26 protein-coding genes and 1 tRNA gene are annotated in these 23,525 nt (G+C 31.2%); 10 read left to right on the top strand and 17 right to left on the bottom strand.

Features of this window, described 5'->3' with window-relative positions:
- Positions 1 to 247 precede the first annotated feature (247 nt).
- Complete coding sequence (locus ABNT65_RS15300; RefSeq protein WP_348739555.1) at positions 248 to 406, top strand: hypothetical protein; 159 nt, start codon at positions 248 to 250, stop codon at positions 404 to 406.
- A gap of 95 nt (positions 407 to 501) precedes the next feature.
- Here the strand turns inward: ABNT65_RS15300 and ABNT65_RS15295 are convergent.
- Both ABNT65_RS15295 and folB read right to left on the bottom strand, forming a co-directional pair.
- Positions 502 to 572 (bottom strand) — tRNA-Cys (locus ABNT65_RS15295).
- Between the two features lie 55 nt (positions 573 to 627).
- The gene (gene folB / locus ABNT65_RS15290; RefSeq protein WP_348703042.1) at positions 628 to 990 is read right to left on the bottom strand and encodes a dihydroneopterin aldolase; all 363 of its coding nucleotides are present in this window, start codon (positions 988 to 990) and stop codon (positions 628 to 630) included.
- Between the two features lie 197 nt (positions 991 to 1,187).
- Here folB and ABNT65_RS15285 point away from each other — a divergent pair, with 197 nt between their 5' ends.
- The 3 genes from ABNT65_RS15285 (at position 1,188) to ABNT65_RS15275 (ending at position 3,348) form a co-directional block, all read left to right on the top strand.
- Positions 1,188 to 2,090, top strand: a complete 903-nt coding sequence (locus tag ABNT65_RS15285; RefSeq protein ID WP_348739554.1) for a RimK family alpha-L-glutamate ligase — start codon at positions 1,188 to 1,190, stop codon at positions 2,088 to 2,090.
- A complete protein-coding gene (locus tag ABNT65_RS15280; protein WP_348746224.1) occupies positions 2,057 to 3,022 on the top strand; it encodes a succinylglutamate desuccinylase/aspartoacylase family protein in 966 nt (321 codons plus the stop codon). Before ABNT65_RS15285 ends, ABNT65_RS15280 begins: the two co-directional genes overlap by 34 nt.
- Positions 3,023 to 3,096: 74 nt before the next feature.
- On the top strand, positions 3,097 to 3,348 hold the full coding sequence (locus ABNT65_RS15275) for a hypothetical protein (protein ID WP_348746223.1): 252 nt from the start codon (positions 3,097 to 3,099) through the stop codon (positions 3,346 to 3,348).
- A gap of 65 nt (positions 3,349 to 3,413) precedes the next feature.
- On the opposite strand, the gene ABNT65_RS15270 is transcribed toward ABNT65_RS15275, so the two are convergent.
- Both ABNT65_RS15270 and ABNT65_RS15265 read right to left on the bottom strand, forming a co-directional pair.
- Complete coding sequence (locus ABNT65_RS15270; protein ID WP_348746222.1) at positions 3,414 to 5,012, bottom strand: Ig-like domain-containing protein; 1,599 nt, start codon at positions 5,010 to 5,012, stop codon at positions 3,414 to 3,416.
- A gap of 51 nt (positions 5,013 to 5,063) precedes the next feature.
- Positions 5,064 to 5,669, bottom strand: a complete 606-nt coding sequence (locus ABNT65_RS15265) for a ComF family protein (RefSeq protein ID WP_348746221.1) — start codon at positions 5,667 to 5,669, stop codon at positions 5,064 to 5,066.
- A 141-nt stretch (positions 5,670 to 5,810) separates the two neighbouring features.
- Here ABNT65_RS15265 and ABNT65_RS15260 point away from each other — a divergent pair, with 141 nt between their 5' ends.
- From ABNT65_RS15260 to ABNT65_RS15245, 4 genes are all read left to right on the top strand, one after another.
- Positions 5,811 to 6,371 carry a class I SAM-dependent methyltransferase gene (locus ABNT65_RS15260; protein ID WP_348746220.1) on the top strand — a complete coding sequence of 187 codons (561 nt, stop codon included), beginning with the start codon at positions 5,811 to 5,813 and terminating at the stop codon, positions 6,369 to 6,371.
- 49 nt (positions 6,372 to 6,420) lie between these two features.
- Positions 6,421 to 7,305 (top strand): hypothetical protein, encoded by an 885-nt coding sequence (locus ABNT65_RS15255; protein WP_348746219.1) that lies wholly within the window; start codon positions 6,421 to 6,423, stop codon positions 7,303 to 7,305.
- Between the two features lie 18 nt (positions 7,306 to 7,323).
- The gene (locus tag ABNT65_RS15250) at positions 7,324 to 8,202 is read left to right on the top strand and encodes a hypothetical protein (protein ID WP_348703050.1); all 879 of its coding nucleotides are present in this window, start codon (positions 7,324 to 7,326) and stop codon (positions 8,200 to 8,202) included.
- A 103-nt stretch (positions 8,203 to 8,305) separates the two neighbouring features.
- Positions 8,306 to 9,847 carry a glycine--tRNA ligase gene (locus ABNT65_RS15245; RefSeq protein WP_348746218.1) on the top strand — a complete coding sequence of 514 codons (1,542 nt, stop codon included), beginning with the start codon at positions 8,306 to 8,308 and terminating at the stop codon, positions 9,845 to 9,847.
- A 59-nt stretch (positions 9,848 to 9,906) separates the two neighbouring features.
- Here ABNT65_RS15245 and ABNT65_RS15240 read toward each other — a convergent pair whose 3' ends face one another.
- From ABNT65_RS15240 to ABNT65_RS15230, 3 genes are all read right to left on the bottom strand, one after another.
- Positions 9,907 to 10,356 carry a hypothetical protein gene (locus tag ABNT65_RS15240; RefSeq protein WP_348746217.1) on the bottom strand — a complete coding sequence of 150 codons (450 nt, stop codon included), beginning with the start codon at positions 10,354 to 10,356 and terminating at the stop codon, positions 9,907 to 9,909.
- Positions 10,353 to 10,952 (bottom strand): hypothetical protein, encoded by a 600-nt coding sequence (locus ABNT65_RS15235; protein WP_348746216.1) that lies wholly within the window; start codon positions 10,950 to 10,952, stop codon positions 10,353 to 10,355. The genes ABNT65_RS15240 and ABNT65_RS15235 overlap by 4 nt, the downstream gene beginning before the upstream one ends.
- A 194-nt stretch (positions 10,953 to 11,146) precedes the next feature.
- On the bottom strand, positions 11,147 to 13,825 hold the full coding sequence (locus ABNT65_RS15230) for an Ig-like domain-containing protein (RefSeq protein WP_348746215.1): 2,679 nt from the start codon (positions 13,823 to 13,825) through the stop codon (positions 11,147 to 11,149).
- Positions 13,826 to 14,016: 191 nt separating this feature from the next.
- Between ABNT65_RS15230 and ABNT65_RS15225 the strand changes: the two genes are divergently transcribed.
- Positions 14,017 to 14,910, top strand: a complete 894-nt coding sequence (locus ABNT65_RS15225) for a hypothetical protein (RefSeq protein WP_348746214.1) — start codon at positions 14,017 to 14,019, stop codon at positions 14,908 to 14,910.
- A gap of 22 nt (positions 14,911 to 14,932) precedes the next feature.
- Positions 14,933 to 15,073 (top strand): hypothetical protein, encoded by a 141-nt coding sequence (locus ABNT65_RS15220; RefSeq protein ID WP_348746213.1) that lies wholly within the window; start codon positions 14,933 to 14,935, stop codon positions 15,071 to 15,073.
- A 5-nt stretch (positions 15,074 to 15,078) separates the two neighbouring features.
- Here ABNT65_RS15220 and atpG read toward each other — a convergent pair whose 3' ends face one another.
- From atpG to ABNT65_RS15170, 10 genes are all read right to left on the bottom strand, one after another.
- On the bottom strand, positions 15,079 to 15,939 hold the full coding sequence (gene atpG, locus ABNT65_RS15215; RefSeq protein WP_348703055.1) for an ATP synthase F1 subunit gamma: 861 nt from the start codon (positions 15,937 to 15,939) through the stop codon (positions 15,079 to 15,081).
- 67 nt (positions 15,940 to 16,006) lie between these two features.
- Positions 16,007 to 17,587 carry a F0F1 ATP synthase subunit alpha gene (atpA, locus tag ABNT65_RS15210; protein ID WP_348703056.1) on the bottom strand — a complete coding sequence of 527 codons (1,581 nt, stop codon included), beginning with the start codon at positions 17,585 to 17,587 and terminating at the stop codon, positions 16,007 to 16,009.
- A gap of 21 nt (positions 17,588 to 17,608) precedes the next feature.
- Complete coding sequence (gene atpH, locus ABNT65_RS15205) at positions 17,609 to 18,166, bottom strand: ATP synthase F1 subunit delta (RefSeq protein WP_348703057.1); 558 nt, start codon at positions 18,164 to 18,166, stop codon at positions 17,609 to 17,611.
- Between the two features lie 7 nt (positions 18,167 to 18,173).
- Entirely contained in the window at positions 18,174 to 18,671 is a 498-nt protein-coding gene (locus ABNT65_RS15200; RefSeq protein WP_348703058.1) for a F0F1 ATP synthase subunit B, read from the bottom strand.
- A 95-nt stretch (positions 18,672 to 18,766) separates the two neighbouring features.
- A complete protein-coding gene (locus ABNT65_RS15195; protein WP_010181760.1) occupies positions 18,767 to 18,961 on the bottom strand; it encodes an ATP synthase subunit C in 195 nt (64 codons plus the stop codon).
- 43 nt (positions 18,962 to 19,004) lie between these two features.
- A complete protein-coding gene (gene atpB, locus ABNT65_RS15190; RefSeq protein ID WP_348703059.1) occupies positions 19,005 to 20,129 on the bottom strand; it encodes a F0F1 ATP synthase subunit A in 1,125 nt (374 codons plus the stop codon).
- Positions 20,130 to 20,256: 127 nt separating this feature from the next.
- Complete coding sequence (locus tag ABNT65_RS15185) at positions 20,257 to 20,637, bottom strand: DUF6168 family protein (protein ID WP_348703060.1); 381 nt, start codon at positions 20,635 to 20,637, stop codon at positions 20,257 to 20,259.
- On the bottom strand, positions 20,630 to 20,848 hold the full coding sequence (locus ABNT65_RS15180; protein ID WP_348703061.1) for an AtpZ/AtpI family protein: 219 nt from the start codon (positions 20,846 to 20,848) through the stop codon (positions 20,630 to 20,632). The genes ABNT65_RS15185 and ABNT65_RS15180 overlap by 8 nt, the downstream gene beginning before the upstream one ends.
- Positions 20,829 to 21,236: a polymer-forming cytoskeletal protein gene (locus ABNT65_RS15175; protein WP_348703062.1), complete on the bottom strand. Its 408-nt coding sequence runs from the start codon at positions 21,234 to 21,236 to the stop codon at positions 20,829 to 20,831. Before ABNT65_RS15175 ends, ABNT65_RS15180 begins: the two co-directional genes overlap by 20 nt.
- A 34-nt stretch (positions 21,237 to 21,270) precedes the next feature.
- Positions 21,271 to 23,508, bottom strand: coding sequence for a tetratricopeptide repeat protein (locus tag ABNT65_RS15170; protein WP_348746212.1), 2,238 nt, complete (start codon positions 23,506 to 23,508; stop codon positions 21,271 to 21,273).
- Positions 23,509 to 23,525 lie beyond the last annotated feature (17 nt).

The following is a 23,525-nucleotide window of genomic DNA, read 5'->3' as shown; positions in this document are numbered from 1 at the left end:
AAAGAAGGCTTTTTATACAAAAACCACCCGTTTCGGGTCTTAAATATATCGAATATTGTATCTAATTTTGCTATCAAGTATCAAGACAGATTGACTCTTAACAACCTATGGTAAAGTTTTTAAACAGGAGTATTAGTAGCTCATGCAATTTCATAATTATTGAGTAATTATAGGGTAGTCATTTAACATGGCTACCTTTTTTAATTTTTTTGTCAAACCGTTATATAAAGAAAAAACTACTACAAAATTGAAAACACATAATAAAAAAACAAATAAAGAAGAGCTTAAAGAAAATATTAACTATCATAAGTATAGCAACTCAAGTGCTTTAGGAATTTTTATGCTACTTAAGCCTAAGAAGGCACAAGTGCAAAGTCCGCCTCAACCTCAACAAGATTTTGATTAGCAAACTAATATAATCTAAATAAGAATCTTAGAAATTTAATTTTAATATCTAAAAAATAAAAAAGCCTTTGTAAAATTTACAAAGGCTTTTCTCTGAGGTGCCGAGCGGATTCGAACCGCTGTAGATGGTGTTGCAGACCACTGCCTAGCCACTCGGCCACGGCACCTTTTCCTAGATAGGAGTGCAAATTTACAGCTTTTATTTTTTAATGCAAATCTTTTTTAACTTTTACGCACATCTTTTAAAATTATTACCACTTCTTGTACATTTCCTCCTATAGGTGGATTTATCTTAGCAACACTTACTTCAGCCTCATCCACCATAGGTATTTCGTCAAAAATTCTATCTATAATTCGTTTAGCTACATGCTCTAACAACTTAGAACGTATTGCCATTTCTTCTTTTACAATTTTATTTAGATGTACATAATCAACCGTATCTTTTAGTTCATCAGTTTTAGCAGATTTTTGTAAGTCCGCCTTTACTTCTATATCTACTTTATATTCTGAACCTATTTTAGCTTCTTCTTCTAAACACCCATGGTTAGTATATAACCGGATGTTATTTACACGTATAATTCCCAATTCAACTTTAGTTTATAAATCACCGCAAAAGTACATCTTTTATCATTTTATTTTGTGCACTATTGATTTATGCATTTAAAAAAATGTTAGATTTGTAAAACTCTCCTATAAAAAAGGAGGTCGACCAAATACATTTATCCATAAATTACTCAGCTACTATTAAATTTTTAGTTTAACTTTTACTCTTAATTAAGTCTATGAATATTTTTATTCTTTCGGTTAGTGAACATATTTATTCTACTAAACGAATTTATGAGGAAGCCATTAAAAGAGGACATGAAGTTAGTATCATTAATCATACTAAGTGTTCTATAAAGCTAAGTAGAGGAAAAAGACAAATAATTTATGAAGGTGAAAATATAATTGATGAACCTGATATAATTATTCCTAGAATTGGTGCTTCAGTTACCAAACATGGTGCTGCTGTTGTAAAAGAGTTTGAAATGAATAATGTGTTTAGCACCGCTAGATCTTTAGGTATTCTTAGAGCACAAAATAAACTCAGAACTCTTCAAATTATGAATAGGAAAAATATTCCTATTCCTGATACTGTTTTCTCTGCTAATACTGAAAACATAAGTGAACAAATTCAATTATTAGGCGGTGTACCTGTTATTATAAAGTTACAAGAAGGTACTCATGGTATGGGTGTTATTTTAGCTGAAACAGAAAAATCAGCCAAATCAATTATTGATACACTCTATAGTATGAATACTAGTTTTTTACTTCAAGAGTTTATTAAAGAAAGTAATAGTGAAGATATTAGAGCTTTTGTTGTTGGTGACAACGTTATATCTTCTATGAAACGTAAAGGACTGGAGAATGATTTTAGATCCAATATACATAGAGGAGGTAGTGGTTCTAAAGTTAATCTAACCTCAAAAGAGCAAGACATGGCTATTAAAGCAGCACATTATTTAGGGTTACCTGTTTGCGGAGTAGACTTGATACGCTCGAAAAGAGGTGCTCTTCTAATAGAAGTAAACTCAACTCCAGGATTACAAGGAATTGAAGCCTTTACTAAAATTAATGTTGCAGAAGGAATTATAAAATATTTAGAGAAAAAATGTTCAACAAAGCGTTCAAAAACGAAGAGGTAATAATACGAGGTAAAAAAATTACTCTTGGAGAATCACGATTAATTAAAATTCCTGTAGATAGACTGCCCACCGGAACACTTATTGAAATACCTGTTTATGTTTTCAATGGAAAAGAAGTTGGCCCAACAGTATTATTGCAAGGAGGTTTACATGGCGATGAAACTAATAGTATTGAATTAGTGAGAAGAATGCTTATTGATAAAAGGTATAAAATTCAAAGAGGATGTGTAATTGTTGTTCCTTTATTAAATGTTTTTGGTTTTCTGAACCTATCTCGAGATATGCATGGTAAGGATGTAAATAGAAGTTTTCCTGGCTCAAAATCTGGTTCTTTAGCTGGACGAATGGCCTTTTATTTAATGAAAGAAATTACTAAAAATGTAGATTTTGCTATTGACTATCATACAGGTGGCGCACAAAGAAGTAACTTTCCTCAAATACGATTCACTCCTGAAGATGCTAATGGCTTTGAACTTGCCAATATATTTAATGCTCCAATTATGTTTGGCTCTAAACTAATTCGTAAATCATTTAGAAATGAATGCTTTAAAAACAACATCCCTGTTATTGTTTATGAAGGTGGAGAATCTTTACGTTTAGATGAAAATGCCATACAACAAGGAATAGATGGTACCTTACGGGTTTTAAAACATTTTAATATGATTTTAGATTCGGTAGAAATTTCAAATCAAAAAAACTCTATTTATATTCAAAAAAGAAGATGGATACGTGCTAAAGTTGCTGGACTATTTACTCCAAGAGTTACCAATGGTGCCTCTATAAAAAAAGGAGAAGTACTTGGACAAATAATGGACACTTATGGAGAAACTAACTTTTCTATAAAATCGCCTATAAATGGATACGTAATCGCTAAAAATAACTTTCCAGTTATCAATATGGGAGACGCTTTATTCCATGTTGGGACTACATAACTATTTGGTTTTATTTGCTTTATTGCTTTATTTTTAGTTAATTTATAAGCAATTTAACAAACAAAAAATCAATTATGGAACTAATTATTAGCTTACTTACAGGTGCTTTAGGAGGGAATTTAGCAGGTGCATTACTAAAAAAATTCTCACTAGGTACATTATGGAACTCTGTTGTAGGAATCCTAGGCGGTGGTTTAGGTGCTCAACTACTTGGAATGCTTGGTATTGATTTAAGTGGTATCTTAGGAAGCATTGCTGGTGGTGGAGTTGGAGGCGGAGTTTTAATGGTAATTGTAGGACTTATTAAAAACGCTATGTGGAAATGATAAAGAAATTTTAGAATGAAGGGTAAAAGATGCTTTTAAAAGCATCTTTTTTCATTCTATAGTTTTTATTCTATCGTAAAACTTTCGTTTTGAATCCAGTTAGCTCTTAATTTAAACTCTTTTTCAAAATATATCACTCGCTCTGGTTGTATTCTTCTTAAAAAATTTCCTGAATCCCATTTATTGTTTTTGTTCTCATCAATAATAGCTCTTACAGAATATTCCTTAGGTTCTAATAAATCAAAAGTTATTTTTTTAGAAGTAGAAACATATACCGTTTTTACTACCTCATCTTTTTCTAAAAGCTCTATAATTACAGGCGCATTTACCTTTTTTTGTAAATCTATTACAATACTTCCATAATCTTCAATATCCTTTGTATTAAACTTATAGTTCAGTGTATCGTTTTTAGTCTCATATAAATCAACAAAAGCATTAGGTAAAACTGTTAGTTCATAATTTGTTTTTGGTTTTTTCTCAAACAATATCGCCAATTTGTTAATCTCAATCTTTTTCAATTGGTAATTGACTGCTACAGTATCTTGATCTACAAAAGTTATCTTGGTACTATCTGTTTTAATTAATGGATTATTTGCTTCAAAAAACAAGGTATCATTAAGATGTAGTATACTTTTTACGTTTGATGATAGTGATAATGAATCTAACTTCTTTTTACGTAAACGAACGGTAATTGTATCAATAAAATCGTTCTTAGTAACGGTAAAATTTAACGAATCTCTTTTAATAGGTGAGTGCCAGTAAAACAATGTATCTTTATCTTTTTCAAATTGAAAATAGGAATTAAAATCTTGTGGCACCTTTGAAAGCAATTCAATTTTTAATGAATCCTTTCCTCCTTCAAAACCAAACTGAATTTTTCCTTTAGAAATTTCTTTCCCTCTTTTAAATTTAAATGGTTGTTTTTCTTTAAAAATCCTGATGTCTTTGTTGATAACGCTATCTCTAGGCAAGGAAATTGTATCGGATAAAAAGCCTATTTTATCAATTTTAGGATTAAATATATAATCATTAGCACTCTCTTTTAAAGCCAATAATAAATAGTTTCCTTCTTTTATATTTGAAAAATTGTAACTTGTACTATCTAGCGTACTGGTCACATAATCTGGTTTTCTCTTATAAATAATAGAATCATTAAAACTGCTATCAATTCTATATAATAAAACACCAATACTTTTATCTGTTTCTCTTGTCAACGCATCTTTTACACTTCCTTTTGTTTTTAGAGAATCGATATACTTTCCAGTAGAAAAAACATATTTAAAACTCTCTAATTTATTTCCTTCATTGTTATCCTGCACTGCATTTCCAAAATTAAAAGTATATGTAGTATTGGATTTTAAGGTGTCTAAAATTTTAATATTAATATACTTACTAGGCGTACCTTGTGGCTCTATTAATGCAGGATTTTTAAATGGTGGTGATACTACTAATTGTTTTGTTAGATCTTTTAAAACAATGTATTCATCAAAATAAATACGAATGTTTTTTTCATCAAATTCTATACTTTCATAAGGAGGATTAGCTGTCACCATTATAGGTGCATTTTCATCTTTAGGCCCTCCTTCTGGATTTCCTCTACGTGCGCAACTTGTCACCAATAATCCAACAAATATTAAAACACAAACTTTGATTACTCCTCTCACAAAACTATATTTAAATCGATATCAAAAGTAGTAAAAAACAATAATGAACGCCTATACTTTTTCTGTATATGCTATTGTACAAATACTAATTGTGATATTTTTAACTTTTAATAATTCCTTACAGCAAGCTTCTAAAGTGGCTCCTGTTGTTACTACATCATCAATTAACAATACATGTTTATTCTCAAAAACACTAAGATCGTTCAAATGAAATTTCGTTTCATTGTTAGTAAAACGCTCAAATCGTTGCTTAAATGTTTGGGTTTTAACTTTTGATACACAAACTAGAACTGCTGGTTTAAAATCTACATTCAATTGCTTACTTAATGTTTTTCCAAACTTAGTGAGTTGGTTATACCCTCTTTTTTTAAGTTTTGATACATGTAACGGAACAGGCACAATACAATCAACGTTATCAAATACTTTTCGTTTCTTCAATTCATACCCAAACCAATTCCCTATAAAAACACCTATTTCTTCTTGTCCCTTATATTTTAAAGCATGTATTAACTTTTGAACAATATTACTTTTTTGATAGTAAAGAAAAGATTGCACTTTCTTAACTGGTACTTTACCATAAAAAACGGATGATAATTTACTATTAACAAACTCGTTATTCTCAATAACAGGTAACTGATAAAAGCAGTTTGTACACAATTTTTTTTCAGATTCTAAAAGCGGTTCTGAACAATTTATACATATTTTAGGAAAAAATAAATGGAATATATCTTTAAAAAATCGCATCTTTGGCTAGCAAAATTTTTGAGAGAAAGATACAAAAAATCACAGTAAACTATTTTGGGGAAAAACTTTAATTTTTTTAGAGAGGCAGTAAAAAACTATAAAACATCGGGTACCTTAGTACCTAGTTCAAAATATCTTGCTAAAAGAATGCTTAACTACATCGATTTTAAAACGGCTAAAGTTATTGTGGAATTAGGCCCTGGCGATGGAGCAATTACTAAAAACATTCTAAAAAAAATTCAGCCTCAAACACTTTTAATTTGTTTTGAAATTAACGATGCTTTTCTGAAAGAATTAAAAAAAATTAATCACCCACAACTCATACTCGTAAAACAATCTGCAGAAGACATTGAAAATCAACTAAAAAAATTGGGATTAACTAATGCTGATTATATAGTTTCTAGCTTACCTTTAAGTATTATTCCTAAAAAAATATCATCATCAATATTACTAAACAGTTATAAGATTTTATCTAATAACGGGCTGTTTATTCAATACCAATACACCCTTTCTTACTTTAAAAAATTAAAAGAAGTTTTTGGTGAACATATTGTGCTAGATTTTGAAACTTTAAATTTTCCTCCTGCTTTTGTGTATAAATGTGCTAAAAAATAGTATTTTAGCGAAGAACAGATGTTCTATATGTTATTAATATTCCCCTAATATGATGGCTGTCAAGAGATTTTTAAACAAAGGTGTTATAGCCTTTTTACTTTTGTTAGTGATTGGAATTGGCTATTTAGCTTACCAAAACACTATGGACTTTTTGTACCTAAAAAATGCCTTTGATACTGAAAAAAAGGAGTTAGAACTTGAGTTAGACAATGTAATTCATGATTACCAAATTGCTATTAATGAAAATCAAGACTACTCTATAAAACTAGGTGAAAAACTGAAAGAAGTGGAAATGTTGAAAGATACTATTCAACGTTTAAAAACTTCAAACTATAATTTATTAAGAATTTATAGAAAGAAAATTTCTAGGCTTGAAAAAGAAAACAAAAGGCTATTAAATAAATTAGATTCTTTACGTGTTTTAAATCTTGAACTTTTCAATGAAAATGATAGTGTAAAGCAAGCTTTAAGCAAAGAGGAAATTTTAAACCTTACTCTTGTTAAAAACAATGAAGTGTTAGAAAAAAAAGTAGCCTTTGCTGAAGTAATTGATATTGATAAATTGGTGCTTAATGCCATGAAAAAAAGAAGTAGTGGTAAACTAACCACTACATACAGGGCAAGAAGAGCTAACGCCATTAAAGTTCAGTTTGATTTACTAGAAAACAATGTAATAGATAAAGGTATTAAGCCTATTTATGTACAGTTATTAAATTCAAAAGGTGACGTAATTGCTGGAAAAGAAGAAGTAACTTTAACCAATGGAACCATAATAACCTATAGTGATACAATTAATGCCGATTATTATAATGATAGACTTTCAGTTACCTCATTAATAGATATAATACCAGGCTCATTACAAACAGGCACTTATACCGTAAAAATATATGTAAATAAAGTATTTACTAAAGAAGCAATCATAAAGTTAAAATAATCATAAAAGCCCCTAACTATGAATACTAAAACTATTAAAAATGCAACTATAATTGTATTACTAATTATAATTTCTTTTCTAATTCTATATGCATCTAAGCAATCTAGTAAACTAAAGGATTTACAAGAAGTCTTTAAAAAAGAAAAAGCTGATTTAAAAAGCGATTTAGATGAAATGATTAAAGACTATACTGACGTAGTGATTAGAAAGAAAAGCCTTTCTAAAAGACTTAGAGTGGAAATTCAAAAAATGAAAGACCTTAGAGATTCTGTTACCAACCTAAAAGGTCATAATTATAATTTGATTAGACGTTACAGAAGTAAAATTGCTAGTTTAGAAAGAGAAAACAGACGACTTTTTATTAAAATTGACTCGCTTAATTCAGCCAATCAAGTTTTAGCTCAAGAAAACGTAATACAAGGTGAAATACTCACTCAAAAAGAGACTATAAATACTGAACTAACTGAGAAAAACAAAGAGCTAGAAGCTAAGGTTGCTATTGCCTCAAAAATTGAAATTAGTCCTGTAAAAGCCATTGCTATGAAAGAAAGAAGTAGTGGTAAGTTAACCAGTACTTCAAGATCAAGCAGAACGGATGCTTTTAAGGTTAATTTTGATTTACTAGAAAATGAAGTAACTAGATCTGGTAGAAAAATGGTTTACATTCAAATTATTGATGAAAACAAAACTGTTATTACTCCTAAAGGAAAAACTCGTTTAAACAATGGTGCTAGAATTATGTATAGTGATTCTATTTCTGTAAATTACAACAATAACAGGTTAAGCTTAGTTTCTTTTGTACTAGTAAATAGAGACGATATAAATAAAGGGAACTATACTGTTAGTGCTTTTGTTGATGGCGAATACTCTGGTAATTCAGTTGTAAAATTGAGATAAAATTATAACAATCTTAAATTAATAGATTAAGTGGAGATATTATTATCTTCACTTTTTTTTATGTTATTAACAATAGTTTAAATGCTTATTATATTTTTGCATTATGGCAAAACAAGAAGATCAATTTAAAAAGGTAATTTCACACGCAAAAGAGTACGGTTATATATTTCAATCATCTGAAATTTATGATGGCTTAAGCGCTGTGTATGACTATGCCCAAAACGGTGTAGAATTAAAGAAAAATATTCGTGACTACTGGTGGAAAGCCATGGTACAAATGCATGAAAATATTGTAGGGATAGACGCCTCTATTTTAATGCACCCAACTACTTGGAAAGCTTCCGGCCACGTAGATGCCTTTAATGATCCGTTAATTGATAATAAAGACAGTAAAAAACGATATAGAGCCGATGTTTTAGTAGAGGATTATTGTGCTAAAATTGAAGGTAAAATTGAAAAAGAAGTTAAAAAAGCTGCAAAACGCTTTGGAGACGCCTTTAATAAAGAGGAATTTGTAGCTACTAACGGTCGTGTTTTAGGATATCAAGAAAAAATAAATACCATTTTAAGTAGACTGGCTAAATCATTAGAAAATGAAGATTTAGCAGATGTAAAAGCACTTATTGAAGAGTTAGAAATAGCTGATCCTTTAACAGGAAGCAAAAACTGGACAGAGGTTAAACAATTTAATTTAATGTTTGGTACAAAACTAGGTGCTTCAGCTGATAGTGCTATGGATTTATATTTACGTCCAGAAACGGCTCAAGGTATTTTTGTAAACTTTTTAAACGTTCAAAAAACTGGACGTATGAAAATTCCTTTTGGAATAGCGCAAACGGGTAAAGCTTTCCGTAATGAAATTGTGGCACGTCAGTTTATTTTTAGAATGCGTGAGTTTGAACAAATGGAAATGCAGTTTTTTGTAAAACCTGGTACGCAAAAGAAATGGTATGAGCAATGGAAAGAAACGCGTTTAAAATGGCACTTATCATTAGGATTAGGTAGAGACAATTACCGTTTCCATGATCATGAGAAATTAGCACATTATGCTGATGCTGCCGCTGATATTGAGTTTAAATTCCCATTTGGTTTTAAAGAATTAGAAGGAATTCACTCTCGTACTGATTTTGATTTAAAAGCACACGAAGAATTTTCTGGTAAAAAACTACAGTATTTTGACCATGAAGAGAATGAAAGTTATGTACCGTATGTAGTAGAAACTTCTATTGGTTTAGATAGAATGTTCTTAGCCGTATTCTCTAATGCTTTACAAGAAGAGGAATTAGATAACGGAACTTCTAGAACTGTATTAAAACTTCCAGCGGTATTAGCACCTACTAAAGCTGCTATTTTACCATTAGTTAAGAAAGATGGATTACCTGAAATTGCTCGTAAAATAGTAGAAGACTTAAAATGGGATTTCAATGTATCTTATGATGAAAAAGATGCTGTAGGTCGTCGTTACCGTCGTCAAGATGCTGCGGGTACTCCTTTCTGTATTACTGTAGATCATGATACTATAGAAGACAACACCGTAACCATTCGTCATAGAGATACTATGGAGCAGAAGCGTGTTAAAATAGAAGAACTAAGAAATATTATTAAAGAAGAGGTTGAAGTGCGTTCTTGGTTAATGAAAATGTAAAACAACTAGATTTTAAAAATAGTAAAACCGCATAAAAATAATTTTTATGCGGTTTTTTATTACTTTAATTCTGATTTTAATATTGTTAGTTGATTATAGTCAGGTATTTTGTCTAAATCACTATTTTCAATAACAAAATTATCTATATTTTTTAAAGCTATTTCATTTAAAGGAGAATCTAATATATCGAATATGCCAATTATTAATGCTGCCCCTATGTGAGAAGGAGCAGTATCTACAAACAAACCCAAAACATCAATAAGCCTTATTTCTAATTTTTCTGACTTAAAAAAGGTTTCTACTAAAAATTGAGCTGCTGCTATGGCACTATTTTTCCAAACTTCAACTCCATTAGTATTGGGGTAGTCTTTTCTCATAATTTTCCATTGACAATCATCTATTATTTTTGATTTTTCTTCACTAGATAATACCTGAATTTCAACCATTCCAAATCTCCCTCGTCCATTTAATTGTTTTTTATAAAAATAAGTATGTACTCCTTCTTTCATATTTTCTTCGGTATTGGTGGGTATATCTCCATTCTTCTATTTATAAATAAATTTAGCTTTAGACCTTTTTTTGACCCTTCTTGAATTTCATTAAACACTTTAATAACTCTTAAAATCAAGCTATTTAATTCATTTATTTTACAAGTAAGTGAAACCATGAGTTTTTCTGGTGATTCAGAAAAACTATTATCTTTTCCATAATTAAGTATATCTTTTTTTAAAATGATTTTCAATTCTTTTATTGAATAAGACCTATCTTTCTTTATACTATCTTTTGATATACTTAAAATATTTTTAAACTTTAATAGTGGGAATCTACATCTTCCATATGAAGTTGATAATAGTATATTGTTTTTTTCTGTTTCTGTTTCAACTATCAAATACCCTTTTTTCCGTTTATAATTTAGTTTTTCAATACTATCAACCAACTGATGAAAGCTTCTAAACTCTTTTAAATCTATACATTGAAAATCTTCTTTTTTTGAAAATGCAACCTTAGTAGGAAAATAGTATTCCTCTTTAGCAATACTTCTTTTATTAGTTTTACATGAAGTAAAAATTAATATAAATAAAAGTGTTTTTAATAAGTTTCTCAATTTTAGCAATATCTTTTTTTATTATCGTACACAAATATAGTTATCTCTTTATAATAATTTAATTAGTTATTAAAGCCTACAACCAAATAATCCCCCAAGCTAAGTGCTTGGAGGATTAAAAAAGCTATTGTTTGTAAAATAAAATATAGCATGTAATCCTAGCTAGTAAGGATAAACACTATTCGGTTTTAAAACTACTTAGTAAGCAGTCTTTCCATTAATTTCTTTTCTCCGTATTGATTGTATACTTCCATTATATATACCGTGCCACGTATTAGCTCAGAAACATCTACGGTATTATCTATAATAGGCCTGTCAATAATTTTTTTACCAGATAAATCAAATACTTTAGCGGTCCATAATGTTGTATTTTCTTCTCCGCTTACATACACTCTATCCGCTACAGGATTTGGATATAAAGCCAAAGTAGTAACCGTTTCAATACTCTTTTTAGCTACTTTGGTTGTTCTAGCACCACTACTTAAACATACCTCTTTAGTTTCAGTACGTGCAAAACTTCCGCCTGATGCTAATACTGTATTACTACTATTGATAACCTTATACGATCCATTGCCGTAATTACAACAAATACCATCACCATACGAATCGTTAATTGTAAGATTATAACATCCCACAGGTAAACATTTTGACACTGTAACTGTTTCACCACTTCCTTGCGAATAGTTACCTCCACTCATCACGGTTTGCCCGTTGCTGTTTTTAAGTGTCCACGATGTTTCACTTGAATATTGATCAAATACTAAGGTTACAGATACGTTTTCACAAACAGGATTACCGCCACCACCTTGGTCACCAGTTTCATAAGAAACAACTAATTTTGGTGCTTTTGAACTACTGCCATCATACGATTCTGCAGTACGCTCACCTGATCCTGAAATGTAAAATAACATTTTATTACCTGCTTTCCACCCTGATTTATTAACCACACGCTGCACTAATGCTTTTAAATTTGGCGTACGTTGTGCTGAATCTGAAGCTCCTACTGAATTCCAAGAACTAGGATTCCAATTTACTGATTGACTGTAGTAAGTTCTTGAAGTTATGTTATAGCTTGAGGTAGTTATATCAGCAGGGTTTGCACTATCTTGTATTTTTATAGCTAATGAAGTACTTCCCGAATTTCTTTCATCTGTAGTAAACTGTATATACGCATTGGTAATGGTAGCATTAGTAGGAATATTTAAACTTCTAAATAACATACCTACATGTTGGTTTCCTTTAGAGCTTCCATCATATACCAGCTCTAAATCCGAACTATCCATATACATTCTTCCTGATGACTGGTATTGCTCAGCGTCGTCATTTGTTCTGTTAATTGTTGATGTTACTGTTTTTGAAACTGCCCCAACAAATACAGATCTTATTGAAGATGTGCTTTCATTTCCTTCATTATCTCTAGCTACTGCCTTTAAGCTATAGCTCTGGTTAGTTCCTGTTGGCGTCCAATTAACAGAATAAGGTGCGCTAGTATCTGTACCTACTAATGTATTGTTTGCATAAAACTTAACACTTGCTACATTTCCATCACTATCTGAAGCACTAGCACTAATAGCTATCCTTGCATTGTTAGCAAAAGAAGCTCCTGCTGCTGGACTAGTAAGTGCAACCTCAGGAAAACTAACATTACTATTAACAATAGTTACTATACTTCCGTTTGATGGGTTCCATATATCTAAGTTAGATGGAATTGAAAATGGGTTGGTGTTTGATACTAAACCTACACTACTTGCGTTGTCTACTTTAATGGTTCTTACTTCTATTTTAGATTCTTCAACAAAAATCCATTTGAACTGATTAAAAGTACTGTTGTTTCTAGTCCAATTTTTTGCATCGTTAGAAGAACGTAAAGGTGCGCCCCAACAACCTTCACCTACATACACTGTTCCGTTTACATTGTCTCTTACAAAACCTTCATCACATCCGCTTCCTCCTGAACAAGGTTTTACCGGCCATGTAGTTTTTACAGTATGTGAATCTGATTCAAAAACTAAGTTTACACCTTTGTTGTAAAATAATTGTGCCCAACTAGAATACTCATCATTCCCTTCTGATTTAGAAGACACATGCGGACGCATAGGCTTGTGGTATTGTGCCGATTTCCAAATAGCATTGCTACTGTTTAGACGTTGGTTTAACCATGAATACTGATTTCCTCCGGCTGAGATTTCAGAGTTTAAAGTATAAATAGTATATAAGTTATTTCCGAATGTTATATCATAATAAATACTTGTTGAAGGTACATTGAATAAATGGTAAATACTGTTATTTGAATCTTCATGATTTCCTCTTGCTGGAATAATAGGAAACATTCTTCCATCACTAGCAATTGTATTTTGCCAGTCATCAAACCAACCTTGCCACTCAGAACTTGAATCACCATTGGTCATATCTCCACCAAAGAAAACCGCCGTTGGTTTTAATTTTGATACTAGTAAATTAGCATTTCTTCTTGGGGTTCTATTATTTCTTGAATCTCCTCCTGCAATAAATGACATACGCTGATTATTACTAGGAGCCGTTTTAAACCAAAAACGATTACTTGTTCCTTGACTATCTCTAATTACAAAATAATAATTGGTGTTAGGTGTTAAGCCTGTAAGTTTAGCAAACCTATTGTTCATTCCTTTATAAGAAACAGAACGATCTACTGTTTTAGAACTTGGATAGCTTGACCAATTGGTTCCAAAATCACTGGTTCCATAATACACTGTTGGATTAGATCCTGATCTTTGATTCCAACCAATCATTATTGTAGTAGCTGGATTGTCCGTGATAATTAATCGGTATTTATCATTAGAAGCATTACTGAAAAAAGTAACCAAAAATGATAAAACCAAAAGCGTTTTTTTCATTGTAAAAGGGTTTTTTGTTTAGTTATGTGCGGCAAATATATTTTTCGAGTTTACACTTTCATACTCTAACATTCAATATTAATCTTATAATAATTTGGTTAACTTTTAATTAACCGTAGATTTAAAGTTTGCTAAACTTATATTAACGAACAAGGTTTGTTAGCATTTCTATATTTGCCGAAATTTAATTTATGACCTATAAAACCCTTCTCAGTTTATTAAAAGTTAGTTCGTTTTTTATTTTTGCTGGTAGAGCCTATCAACACTTGATTTGGGATGCTCCTTATCGCTCTCTTTTTTGGGATCAAAAGTTATTAGAGCCTATTATCAATCTTGTTTTTGATACTACTTGGCAAAAGTATGTTACTGATTTAAATACCGATTTGTCTATCCAAATTTTAACTCGTTGTGTTGGCTGTTTATATGTTGTATGTGCTGTGTTAAGCTTAACAATTACAGGTAGTACAAAAAATTGGCAACGTAATATTCTTAAACTTGGCGCTGTAAGTTTGGTCTTTTTATCCTTGTTACTTACTAAAGAGAAGTTCTATCATTTAATTATGTTCTTTGAACACACTATTCAGTTTGGAGTACCCATTGCGTTATTATATTTTATAAAAAACAAAAATAAAGAAAAGCTCATTTTTGCTCTAAAAATATGTATTGCCTTAACGTTTACTTGTCATGGAATGTATGCTATAGGCGTTTTTTATCCGCTTCCTGCTAATTTTGTTACCATGACGTTAAATATACTACCTGTTACCGAAAACATGGCTAAAAGTCTTTTATTTGTAGCTGGTGTTTTAGATTTTGCAATTGCACTATTTATATTTATTCCTAAACTGGTGAAACCTACTTTAATCTATGCCGCTTTTTGGGGTTTTATAACTGCTTTGGCTAGAATAATAAGCGGCTTGCATTATGAAGTTTCTTTAAATATGGTGCATCAGTACTTGTATTTAGTAATTTATAGAATTCCTCATGGATTGATTCCTATACTAGTATATATGTATATAAGCAAAATTACGTATAAAAATGGCTTAACGTTAAAAAAGAACTTTGTTCGTAAAGCTGTTAATTCATGATAATACCAATTAACTTTTTAAAATGAATTATAAATGGAATATTGTTACCGAAGGAACAGATAGCTTCCTAGCGTTACTAGGACATACTTTCAAATGTATTCCAGAAAACTATAAAATAAAAAAGCGAACCATTTCTGATTCGCTTTTTCTATATGATAATTAATTTCTTTAATTATTTAAAGCTTCTGCTCCACCAACAATCTCTAAAATTTCATTGGTAATGGCAGCTTGACGTGCTTTGTTGTACGTTAATAATAATTCATCACGTAATTCCTTAGCATTATCTGTTGCTTTATGCATGGCAGTCATACGCGCTCCGTGTTCGGCAGCAAATGAATCACGTATTGCTTTGTATAACTGTGTTTTTAATGACTTAGGAATTAACTCTAAAATTATTTCTTCTTTTGAAGGCTCAAAAATATAATCTGCATTAGCATTTACTTCTCCTTCAATTGGTTTAATAGGTAAAAATTGCTCTACTTCTACAATTTGAGTAGCTGCATTTTTAAATCTGTTGTAAATAACCTCAATTTTATCATAGGTACCTTCTACATACAAATTCATTAACTTTTCAGCTAAAGAAGCTACATTATCAAAAGTTAAGTCATCAAAAACATCATTTCTATTTTCAATAACCGAATATTCTTTTGATAAAATATCGTTTCCTTTTTTACCTATTGTTAAGATATCAACAGAAGCACTAGCATACTTATCAGTGATTGTTTTAACTGTTTGCTTAATAATAGCTGAATTAAAACCACCACATAACCCTCTATTTGAGGTTATAGAAACTAATAATACTTTGTTTACTTCTCTTTGTTCAGAATATACTCCACCTGCATCCCCTTCAAGAGTGGCACTTAGGTTTTGTAATAATTCTGTAAGCTTTGATGAATATGGACGCATTGCCGTAATTGCATCTTGTGCTTTTTTCAACTTTGCAGCCGATACCATTTTCATGGCAGAGGTAATCTGCATTGTTGATCCTATCGAAGTAATTCTGTTACGTATTTCTTTTAAGTTTGCCATGTGATTTGCACTTAAAATTATAAAGCTTCCCGCTTTTTTACAGCGGGAAATTGTTTTTATTTATTTACTAGGCTGAAAATTTAGCCGAAATCTCTTTAGCTGCTTCTGTTAAGGTATCTGTAACCTCATCAGTTAATTTTCCAGCTTTTAAGGTATCTAACACATCTCTGTGCTTAGCGTTTAAGTAGTCTAAGAAATCTCTTTCAAACTGCTTTACTTTATTTACAGGAACATCTTTTAATAAGTTCTTAGAACCTGCATAGATAATAGCAACTTGATCTTCTACTGTAAAAGGATCTCCTTGATTTTGCTTTAAAATCTCAACGTTACGCTTACCTTTAGAAATTACATTCATTGTAGCTGCATCTAAATCAGATCCAAACTTAGCAAATGCTTCTAATTCACGATACTGAGCTTGGTCTAACTTTAAAGTACCTGATACTTTCTTCATTGATTTAATTTGAGCTGAACCTCCTACACGAGATACCGAGATACCTACATTAATTGCAGGACGTACACCCGAGTTAAATAAATCAGACTCAAGGAAAATCTGTCCATCAGTAATCGAAATTACGTTTGTTGGAATATATGCAGAAACGTCTCCTGCTTGAGTTTCAATAATTGGTAATGCTGTTAAAGATCCACCACCTTTTACTTTACCTTTTAAAGAATCTGGTAAATCGTTCATTTCAGCAGCAATTGAATCATCATTGATTACTTTTGCAGCACGCTCTAATAATCTTGAGTGTAAGTAGAAAACGTCTCCAGGATACGCCTCACGTCCTGGTGGACGACGTAATAATAATGATACCTCACGGTAAGCTACTGCTTGCTTAGATAAATCATCATAAACAATTAAAGCTGGTCTACCAGTATCACGGAAATATTCTCCAATTGCCGCTCCTGCGAATGGAGCATATACCTGCATTGGTGCAGGATCTGAAGCATTTGCTGCTACTATTGTAGTATAGGCTAACGCTCCTTTTTCTTCTAACATATTAGCGATTGCAGCTACTGTAGAACCTTTTTGACCTACGGCAACGTAGATACAATAAACTGGCTCACCTGCATCGTAAAATTCTTTCTGATTTAAGATAGTATCAATAGCTACTGTTGACTTACCTGTTTGACGGTCTCCAATGATTAACTCACGTTGTCCACGTCCAATTGGAATCATTGCATCAACAGATTTAATTCCAGTTTGCATTGGCTCGTTTACTGGTTGACGGTAGATTACCCCAGGCGCTTTACGCTCTAATGGCATTTCATAAGTTTCTCCTTCAATTGGTCCTTTACCATCAATTGGGTTTCCTAATGTATCTACTACACGACCAACAATACCTTCTCCAACTTTTAAAGAAGCAATTCTTTCAGTACGTTTAACTGTAGAACCTTCACTAACGCCTACTGATGGCCCTAATAATACCACCCCTACGTTGTCTTCTTCTAGGTTTAATACGATTCCTTCTAAACCGTTACCAAAGTCAACTAATTCACCGTACTGAACGTTAGATAAACCATATACACGTGCGATACCATCACCTACTTGTAAAACAGTTCCTACTTCGCTTAACGTTGCTTTTGTTTCGAAATTTGTTAATTGTTCCTTTAAAATTGCTGATACTTCAGCTGGTTTAATTGCTGCCATCTTATATTGTTTGATGTATAATTAAATTTTTGGAATATAATGACTATTGTCAAACTCTCTTCTTAATTCATTAAATTGGTTAGAGATACTTGCATCATACTGCACATCTCCAACACGTAAGATAAATCCTCCTAAAATATCTGGATTTACTATATTTTCTATTGTCGCGCTATTTCCTGTAAGTTCTACTATCTTAGCTTGAATCTTATCTTCTAACTCCTTTGTTAGTGATACCGCTGTAGTAACTTTAGCCACACGCATACTCTTATAATAATCATATATAACAGTATATTGCTTAGCGATTGGTTCTAACATCAACATACGTTTGTTTTCTTCTAATAGATTAAACAAACCTTTTACAATGTTATTTACTTTTTCTCCAAAAAGTGCTGTTAGTACTTTACGCTTATCGGCTGCTTTAATTACAGGGCTTTTAAGCATTGCATTTAAATCGCTACTTCCTGCAATAGTATCTACTATTAACTTCATGTTGTCATTAACCTCAGTTTCTTTACCAGATTCTTTGGCTAAATTTAATATTGCTTTTGCGTAACGTAATGCTGGTCTTGCTCCTTTCATTGAATGATTAGTTTAAAGTAACTTCTTCTAACATTCCCTCCACAAGTTTTAATTGATCGTCCTGTGAAGCTAATTCTTTTCTAACAACAGTTTGTGCAATATCTATAGATAAGTCTGCTACTTTCTTCTTTAATTCAGCTATTGCTGCTTGTTGTTCTTGTTTAATAGTTGCTTTTGCATTATTAATCATAGTAGATGTTTGCTCTTCTGCTTCTTGCTTAGCATCTGCTATAATTTTATCTTTAATTTCACGAGCTTCTTTCATCATGGCATCACGCTCTTCTCTCGCTTCCTTAATTAAACGCTCATTATCTGCTTGTAAATTTTGCATTTCTTTACGAGCATTTTCTGCTTGATCTAATGCATTTTGAATTCCTTCTTCTCTTTCATTTAAAGCATTTAAGATTGGTTTCCATGCAAATTTAGCCATTAACGCTATTAATATTAATAATATAATAGCTTGCATGATAAATAGACCCGGTGAAAAATCATTAAATATTCCCATTACTAATCTAAATTTTTTCTTTTGTTTTTGTTTAATTGTTTAAAACAATTCTGTAACCAACCGTCACAGAACTGTTTTAGTTTTTTGTTTCGGAATTATGCACCTAAGATTAACGCACCAAATGCTAAACCTTCTAATAATGCTCCGATGATAATCATTGCTGTTTGGATTTTTCCAGCAGCTTCAGGTTGACGAGCGATAGCTTCCATTGCACTACCACCGATTTTTCCTAATCCTAATCCTCCTCCGATTACGATTAATCCTGCTCCAACTAAATTTGGGATTGTCATAATAATTGATTTATATATAAATTAAACAAATTTCTTTTCTAAATTAATGGTGGTCATGATCTTCTACAGCCATACCAATAAACAATGAAGACAACATTGTAAAGATGAAAGCCTGTAAAAACGCCACTAACAGCTCTATTAAAGAGATAAATAATGTTAATAATAAAGAAACACTAAAACCTCCTGCTGTTCCTAAAACTTCTCTTGCCGTATAAGCTACTGCAATAAGCCCCATTACAACAGCATGTCCCGCTGTAATGTTTGCAAATAAACGTATTAATAAAGAGAATGGTTTTGTTAACATACCTAAAACTTCAATAGGCATTAAAACTATTTTCATTGGTACAGGTACACCTGGCATCCAGAAGATATGTTTCCAATAGTCTTTGTTTGCTGAAAATTGAACTATAACGAATGTAAATAACGCTAAACAAATAGTAATTGCAATATTTCCTGTTACGTTAAATCCTAATGGAGTTAATCCTAATAAATTTAATATCCAAATAAAGAAAAACACTGTTAATAGGAATCCCATAAACTTTCTGTATTTATCTTTTCCGATATTAGGAATCGCAATCTCATCTCTAACAAATAACACTAATGGCTCTAAGAAACGTCCAACTCCTGTTGGTATAGCTCCTTTCTTATAACCGTTTGCTAATGATCTAAATCCTAAAATCATTAATAAACCAGCTAATAAGATTCCGAAAATATTTTTTGTTATAGAAAAATCTAAAACTCTGTGTGCATTCGTCGCATGATGTTCAGCATCAAACTGTACTGCTTCAGCACCTTCGTTTAACTCGTATATTTTACTGTGTATTTTTGTTAACTTAACACCTCCAGCATCTACAACAACATGCCCATCATCATTATGATGAAATTTTGACGACATAAATGTTTTTAATCCTTTGCTTGTCCATACGATTACAGGTAATGGAAAACCAACATGTTTCCTTTCACCAGCATCATTTGTGTATGAATACAACGCAAAATCATGTGAGTCTGCCAAGTGATGTTTAATGTATCCTTTGATTTCTTTTTTGGTGTTAATCTGACCTCCGTCATTCGAAGTAGTCTTGTCACCACCGCCAGCGAATGCTGTAAATGAAGTAAATACTAGTACTAAAACTGTAATTAACTTGATAGTTTTGTTTGCTACCATCATACCTTTACTAAATATAGAGTTTTTGGTCTGTAAATTTCCGTGCAAAGGTACACAATAAATTAAAACTACAAACCCTTTTCTTATTTAGTTTTAACATGGGTTTTATTTTCAGCCTCCAAGAATAAAACTACTTGTTATTCAATAGTTTTGAAACAAAACCTGCTTCTATTAGTAAAAAAGTAAGTAATGGAAGTAAAATGGCAAGTTTTTCTGGTTTAGATAATCCTGATTCTGAAAAAATAAACCCTTGAAATAAAAGTAAAAACACGCCTAGTTTTATCATCATTAAAGCTAAATACAGATATCCTGTTTCATTAGGCAAAGGAACTACAACTAGTTCTACTATAATGTAAATTAACACACATGCAGTTACATTAAACAAGTACATACTTAACAAAGGGAAAGACAACTGAATATCTTTAGTGTTTAAAACATAATTATGAAGAAAATAGGTGGTTAAAAACACTACTGCTACTACGGCTAAAAACACAAAAATTCGTTTAATCATTATCTTTAGTTAATTTGATTACTTGTCTAATTACAGAGTACATTGCTCCGAAAACTGCTGCAAGTGTACAAATTTTTGTGTAAAGTTGATTGTCGTTTGGAAATTTAGCATCCAACCAATTTCCCAACAAGCTTCCCAGATATATGGTTGCACCCATTTGAATAGCAATTCCTGAGAAGCGAAGGTATTTATTAAGCTGATTTCTCGGCACGTCCTTGTTCGTTCTTCTTCAGTTCTTTTACTGCTCCTTTCATTGAACAAGTAGCGTTAAAGGTAGCTCCTGGCTCAACCGAAAGTTTTCCTATAACAACATCTCCTGTTATATTTGCAGTTGATTTTACTGTTAAGGTATTTGAAACTTGTAATTCTCCCGAGAACTTTCCTTCTATATCTGCATTGGCACAATCAGCTTTTCCTTTTATTAAGCCTGATTCACCTATAATTACTCTTCCATTGGTTTGAATATTACCTTCTAGTGTTCCATCTATTCTAAAATCACCTTCCGATATTATTTCTCCAACTATTTTAGTATTACTTCCTATTACGTTTCTTTCAGAAACTGATCTGTCACCGCTTTTTTTACTTTCTTTACTGAACATAATTTGGGGAATTAAGTAGTATTATTAATTCTATTTACTTTGTTAACTGTTTGATTATCTCTTCTGCTTTTTGACCTTCAATGGTATTGGCATAACTCAAAGACACAAACTCAAGTGCTTTTTTGTAAGTCTCTTTATCTTGTGTTTTCCCTATTGACAAAGCCTTAAGAAGAGCTAATTTAGGAATTAAATTTGAATTTTGTGCAGATGGAGAGAATTTATCTATCTCTGCAACGGTTTCTTCAAACTTATTTTCTTTATACAAGTAGTAAATTTCCTTATATTTTTTATACACCTCATCATCTTTCGTGTTCTCTTCAGAAAGCTTTTTATTTGGCGATTGTATTACTTGTGCAAACTTAGATTCTGGATATTTATTTAATACTAGGTTCTTGTTTTCATTTGCTTTTTCAGTATTTCCAATACTTGAATATATTTGATACAAATGATAACCTATAGCTAGTTCTAGCTTATTATCTTTTTGAATTGCTTTTAGTCTTTCAAGATTTTTAATGGCTAACTCAGGATTTTTAAATTGTTCTTTATAAATTAATCCTAATTGATACAAGGCAGCTTTTCTATCTTCTCTTAATTTATCTAGTTCTTTAGGTTCTTTTGGAATAGCATCTAAATAAGTAGTTACTATATATCTTGGGTCTTCTTTCTTTTCTTCTTCTGAAGCTTCCTCATCATTAGTAATCAACTTGTTGTTTTTTTCTGAAAGTCGCCAGTTATCTTCCGAAGGTCTATTTCCCCAAACCCTTTCAAATTCTACCTTACCAAAAGCTACACTTTGTGTATTATAAAAATACCATTTTCCCTTTTTAGTTGTATTCTTTCCTATAAAAGTACTTCCAAATGCACTTCCAAAATTCTGAGCATTTAACATTTGTTGTCTTCGCTCTTCATCTTCTTTTTTAATTTTCTCAATATATTTTTCGAAAAAAGCGGTTTGCTCATCCTTACTCATAGCGACAATTTTCAAAATACTATCATTGGTTTTTACTGTTTCTTCATATTTTCTAAGCGTAGTTAAGCCTTTATTTTTTCGTTTTATTCTTCTAATCCTTTTTTCTTGATCAAATTCCTTCGAGGCTTTTTGTAACACACTATCATAATAAGATCCTGCCAACACATAATCTTGTTTATCAAAAGCAATATTTCCTAACTGTTCATATGCATACGTTTTTTGATAATCATTATTATGCTTAGCCTCTAGTGATTTTTTAAAATATTTTTCTGCATTCTCTGTTTTATTCCTTCCTTTTTCTAAAACACCTGCTTGATAATATAAGGCATTTAAGAACTTACGATTATCCGTATTTTTAATTAGCTTTTTAATTCTACTTAATACCACCACTGAAGCAGAGTCATTAGGTGTATTTTTTGCTAGTTCAATATTAGCTCTAATTCTGTATTTATAAGGTGCTCTTCTATAATCTGCTAACTTCTTAAATACCATTCTAGCAGAATCTTTTCTATTTAGTTCGCTATAGATTTGCCCTAAAATGAACATATTTCGAGCTGCTTGTTCTTTATTTTTAAATATCTCTGAAGCTTTGGTTAAGTGATAAATTACCTTTTGAATGGTATCTGTTTTTTCATAAGCCATTGCCATTGCGGTATGTGCTTCTTCTCTTACTCTATCTGGTAATTCTTCTTCATTCTCTTCTACTTCCAAAAGAAATTTTAAAGATTCAATCGCTAATTTTTCATTATCTAAACGAATATTAGTTTTTGCTCTCCAAATTTTAGTTTCATTAATAAGGTTAGCGTTTGGGTAGTTCGCTATTATGTAGTTAAAAGCTTCTATTGATGGAATAAACCGTTGTGTATAATATCTGGCTTTTCCAAGTAAAAAGTAAGCATCATCAATTTGACGATTCTTTTCATACCCATCAATATTCATAGAATGTTTTTGAACGGCTTTTACCGCTTTTTCTTCCGCTTTATCAAAATGCGTTAAATTTTTAGGTTCCTCTTCCTCATCTTCATTACCAAATCCTGCCCCAGGTTTTAATGATGGTGCTTGAATTTTTCTATCATCAAAAGTTATAGGCTCTATTTGTAAACGCTTCCAAAAATTATCTTGATGCTTGTCTTCAATTTCTTTAAGTCCTTTTAAATATGCTTGTTCTCCATTAAACAATACGTTATACTTGGTTGTAATTGCATGGAAGTTACGATTTATGACATTGTTCTTTTTTGTACTACATGATAACACAAGTGCCAAAATCCCACTGAATACTAATCCCTTAGTTGTTTTTTTCATATTAAATAACGCATTTA

The sequence above is a fragment of the Tenacibaculum sp. 190524A02b genome (assembly GCF_964036645.1).
GTDB lineage: Bacteria > Bacteroidota > Bacteroidia > Flavobacteriales > Flavobacteriaceae > Polaribacter > Polaribacter vairaonense.
This window is presented reverse-complemented; position numbering and strand designations above follow the sequence as displayed.

Coding starts and splice junctions, on each gene's coding strand:
- ABNT65_RS15285 (WP_348739554.1), top strand. CDS start 1,188: ATGAATATTTTTATTCTTTCGGTTAGTGAACATATTTATTCTACTAAA.
- ABNT65_RS15280 (WP_348746224.1), top strand. CDS start 2,057: ATGTTCAACAAAGCGTTCAAAAACGAAGAGGTAATAATACGAGGTAAA.
- ABNT65_RS15275 (WP_348746223.1), top strand. CDS start 3,097: ATGGAACTAATTATTAGCTTACTTACAGGTGCTTTAGGAGGGAATTTA.
- ABNT65_RS15255 (WP_348746219.1), top strand. CDS start 6,421: ATGATGGCTGTCAAGAGATTTTTAAACAAAGGTGTTATAGCCTTTTTA.
- ABNT65_RS15250 (WP_348703050.1), top strand. CDS start 7,324: ATGAATACTAAAACTATTAAAAATGCAACTATAATTGTATTACTAATT.
- ABNT65_RS15245 (WP_348746218.1), top strand. CDS start 8,306: ATGGCAAAACAAGAAGATCAATTTAAAAAGGTAATTTCACACGCAAAA.
- ABNT65_RS15240 (WP_348746217.1), bottom strand. CDS start 10,356: ATGAAAGAAGGAGTACATACTTATTTTTATAAAAAACAATTAAATGGA.
- ABNT65_RS15230 (WP_348746215.1), bottom strand. CDS start 13,825: ATGAAAAAAACGCTTTTGGTTTTATCATTTTTGGTTACTTTTTTCAGT.
- ABNT65_RS15225 (WP_348746214.1), top strand. CDS start 14,017: ATGACCTATAAAACCCTTCTCAGTTTATTAAAAGTTAGTTCGTTTTTT.
- ABNT65_RS15220 (WP_348746213.1), top strand. CDS start 14,933: ATGAATTATAAATGGAATATTGTTACCGAAGGAACAGATAGCTTCCTA.
- atpG (WP_348703055.1), bottom strand. CDS start 15,939: ATGGCAAACTTAAAAGAAATACGTAACAGAATTACTTCGATAGGATCA.
- atpA (WP_348703056.1), bottom strand. CDS start 17,587: ATGGCAGCAATTAAACCAGCTGAAGTATCAGCAATTTTAAAGGAACAA.
- atpH (WP_348703057.1), bottom strand. CDS start 18,166: ATGAAAGGAGCAAGACCAGCATTACGTTACGCAAAAGCAATATTAAAT.
- ABNT65_RS15200 (WP_348703058.1), bottom strand. CDS start 18,671: ATGGGAATATTTAATGATTTTTCACCGGGTCTATTTATCATGCAAGCT.
- ABNT65_RS15195 (WP_010181760.1), bottom strand. CDS start 18,961: ATGACAATCCCAAATTTAGTTGGAGCAGGATTAATCGTAATCGGAGGA.
- atpB (WP_348703059.1), bottom strand. CDS start 20,129: ATGATGGTAGCAAACAAAACTATCAAGTTAATTACAGTTTTAGTACTA.
- ABNT65_RS15185 (WP_348703060.1), bottom strand. CDS start 20,637: ATGATTAAACGAATTTTTGTGTTTTTAGCCGTAGTAGCAGTAGTGTTT.
- ABNT65_RS15175 (WP_348703062.1), bottom strand. CDS start 21,236: ATGTTCAGTAAAGAAAGTAAAAAAAGCGGTGACAGATCAGTTTCTGAA.
- ABNT65_RS15170 (WP_348746212.1), bottom strand. CDS start 23,508: ATGAAAAAAACAACTAAGGGATTAGTATTCAGTGGGATTTTGGCACTT.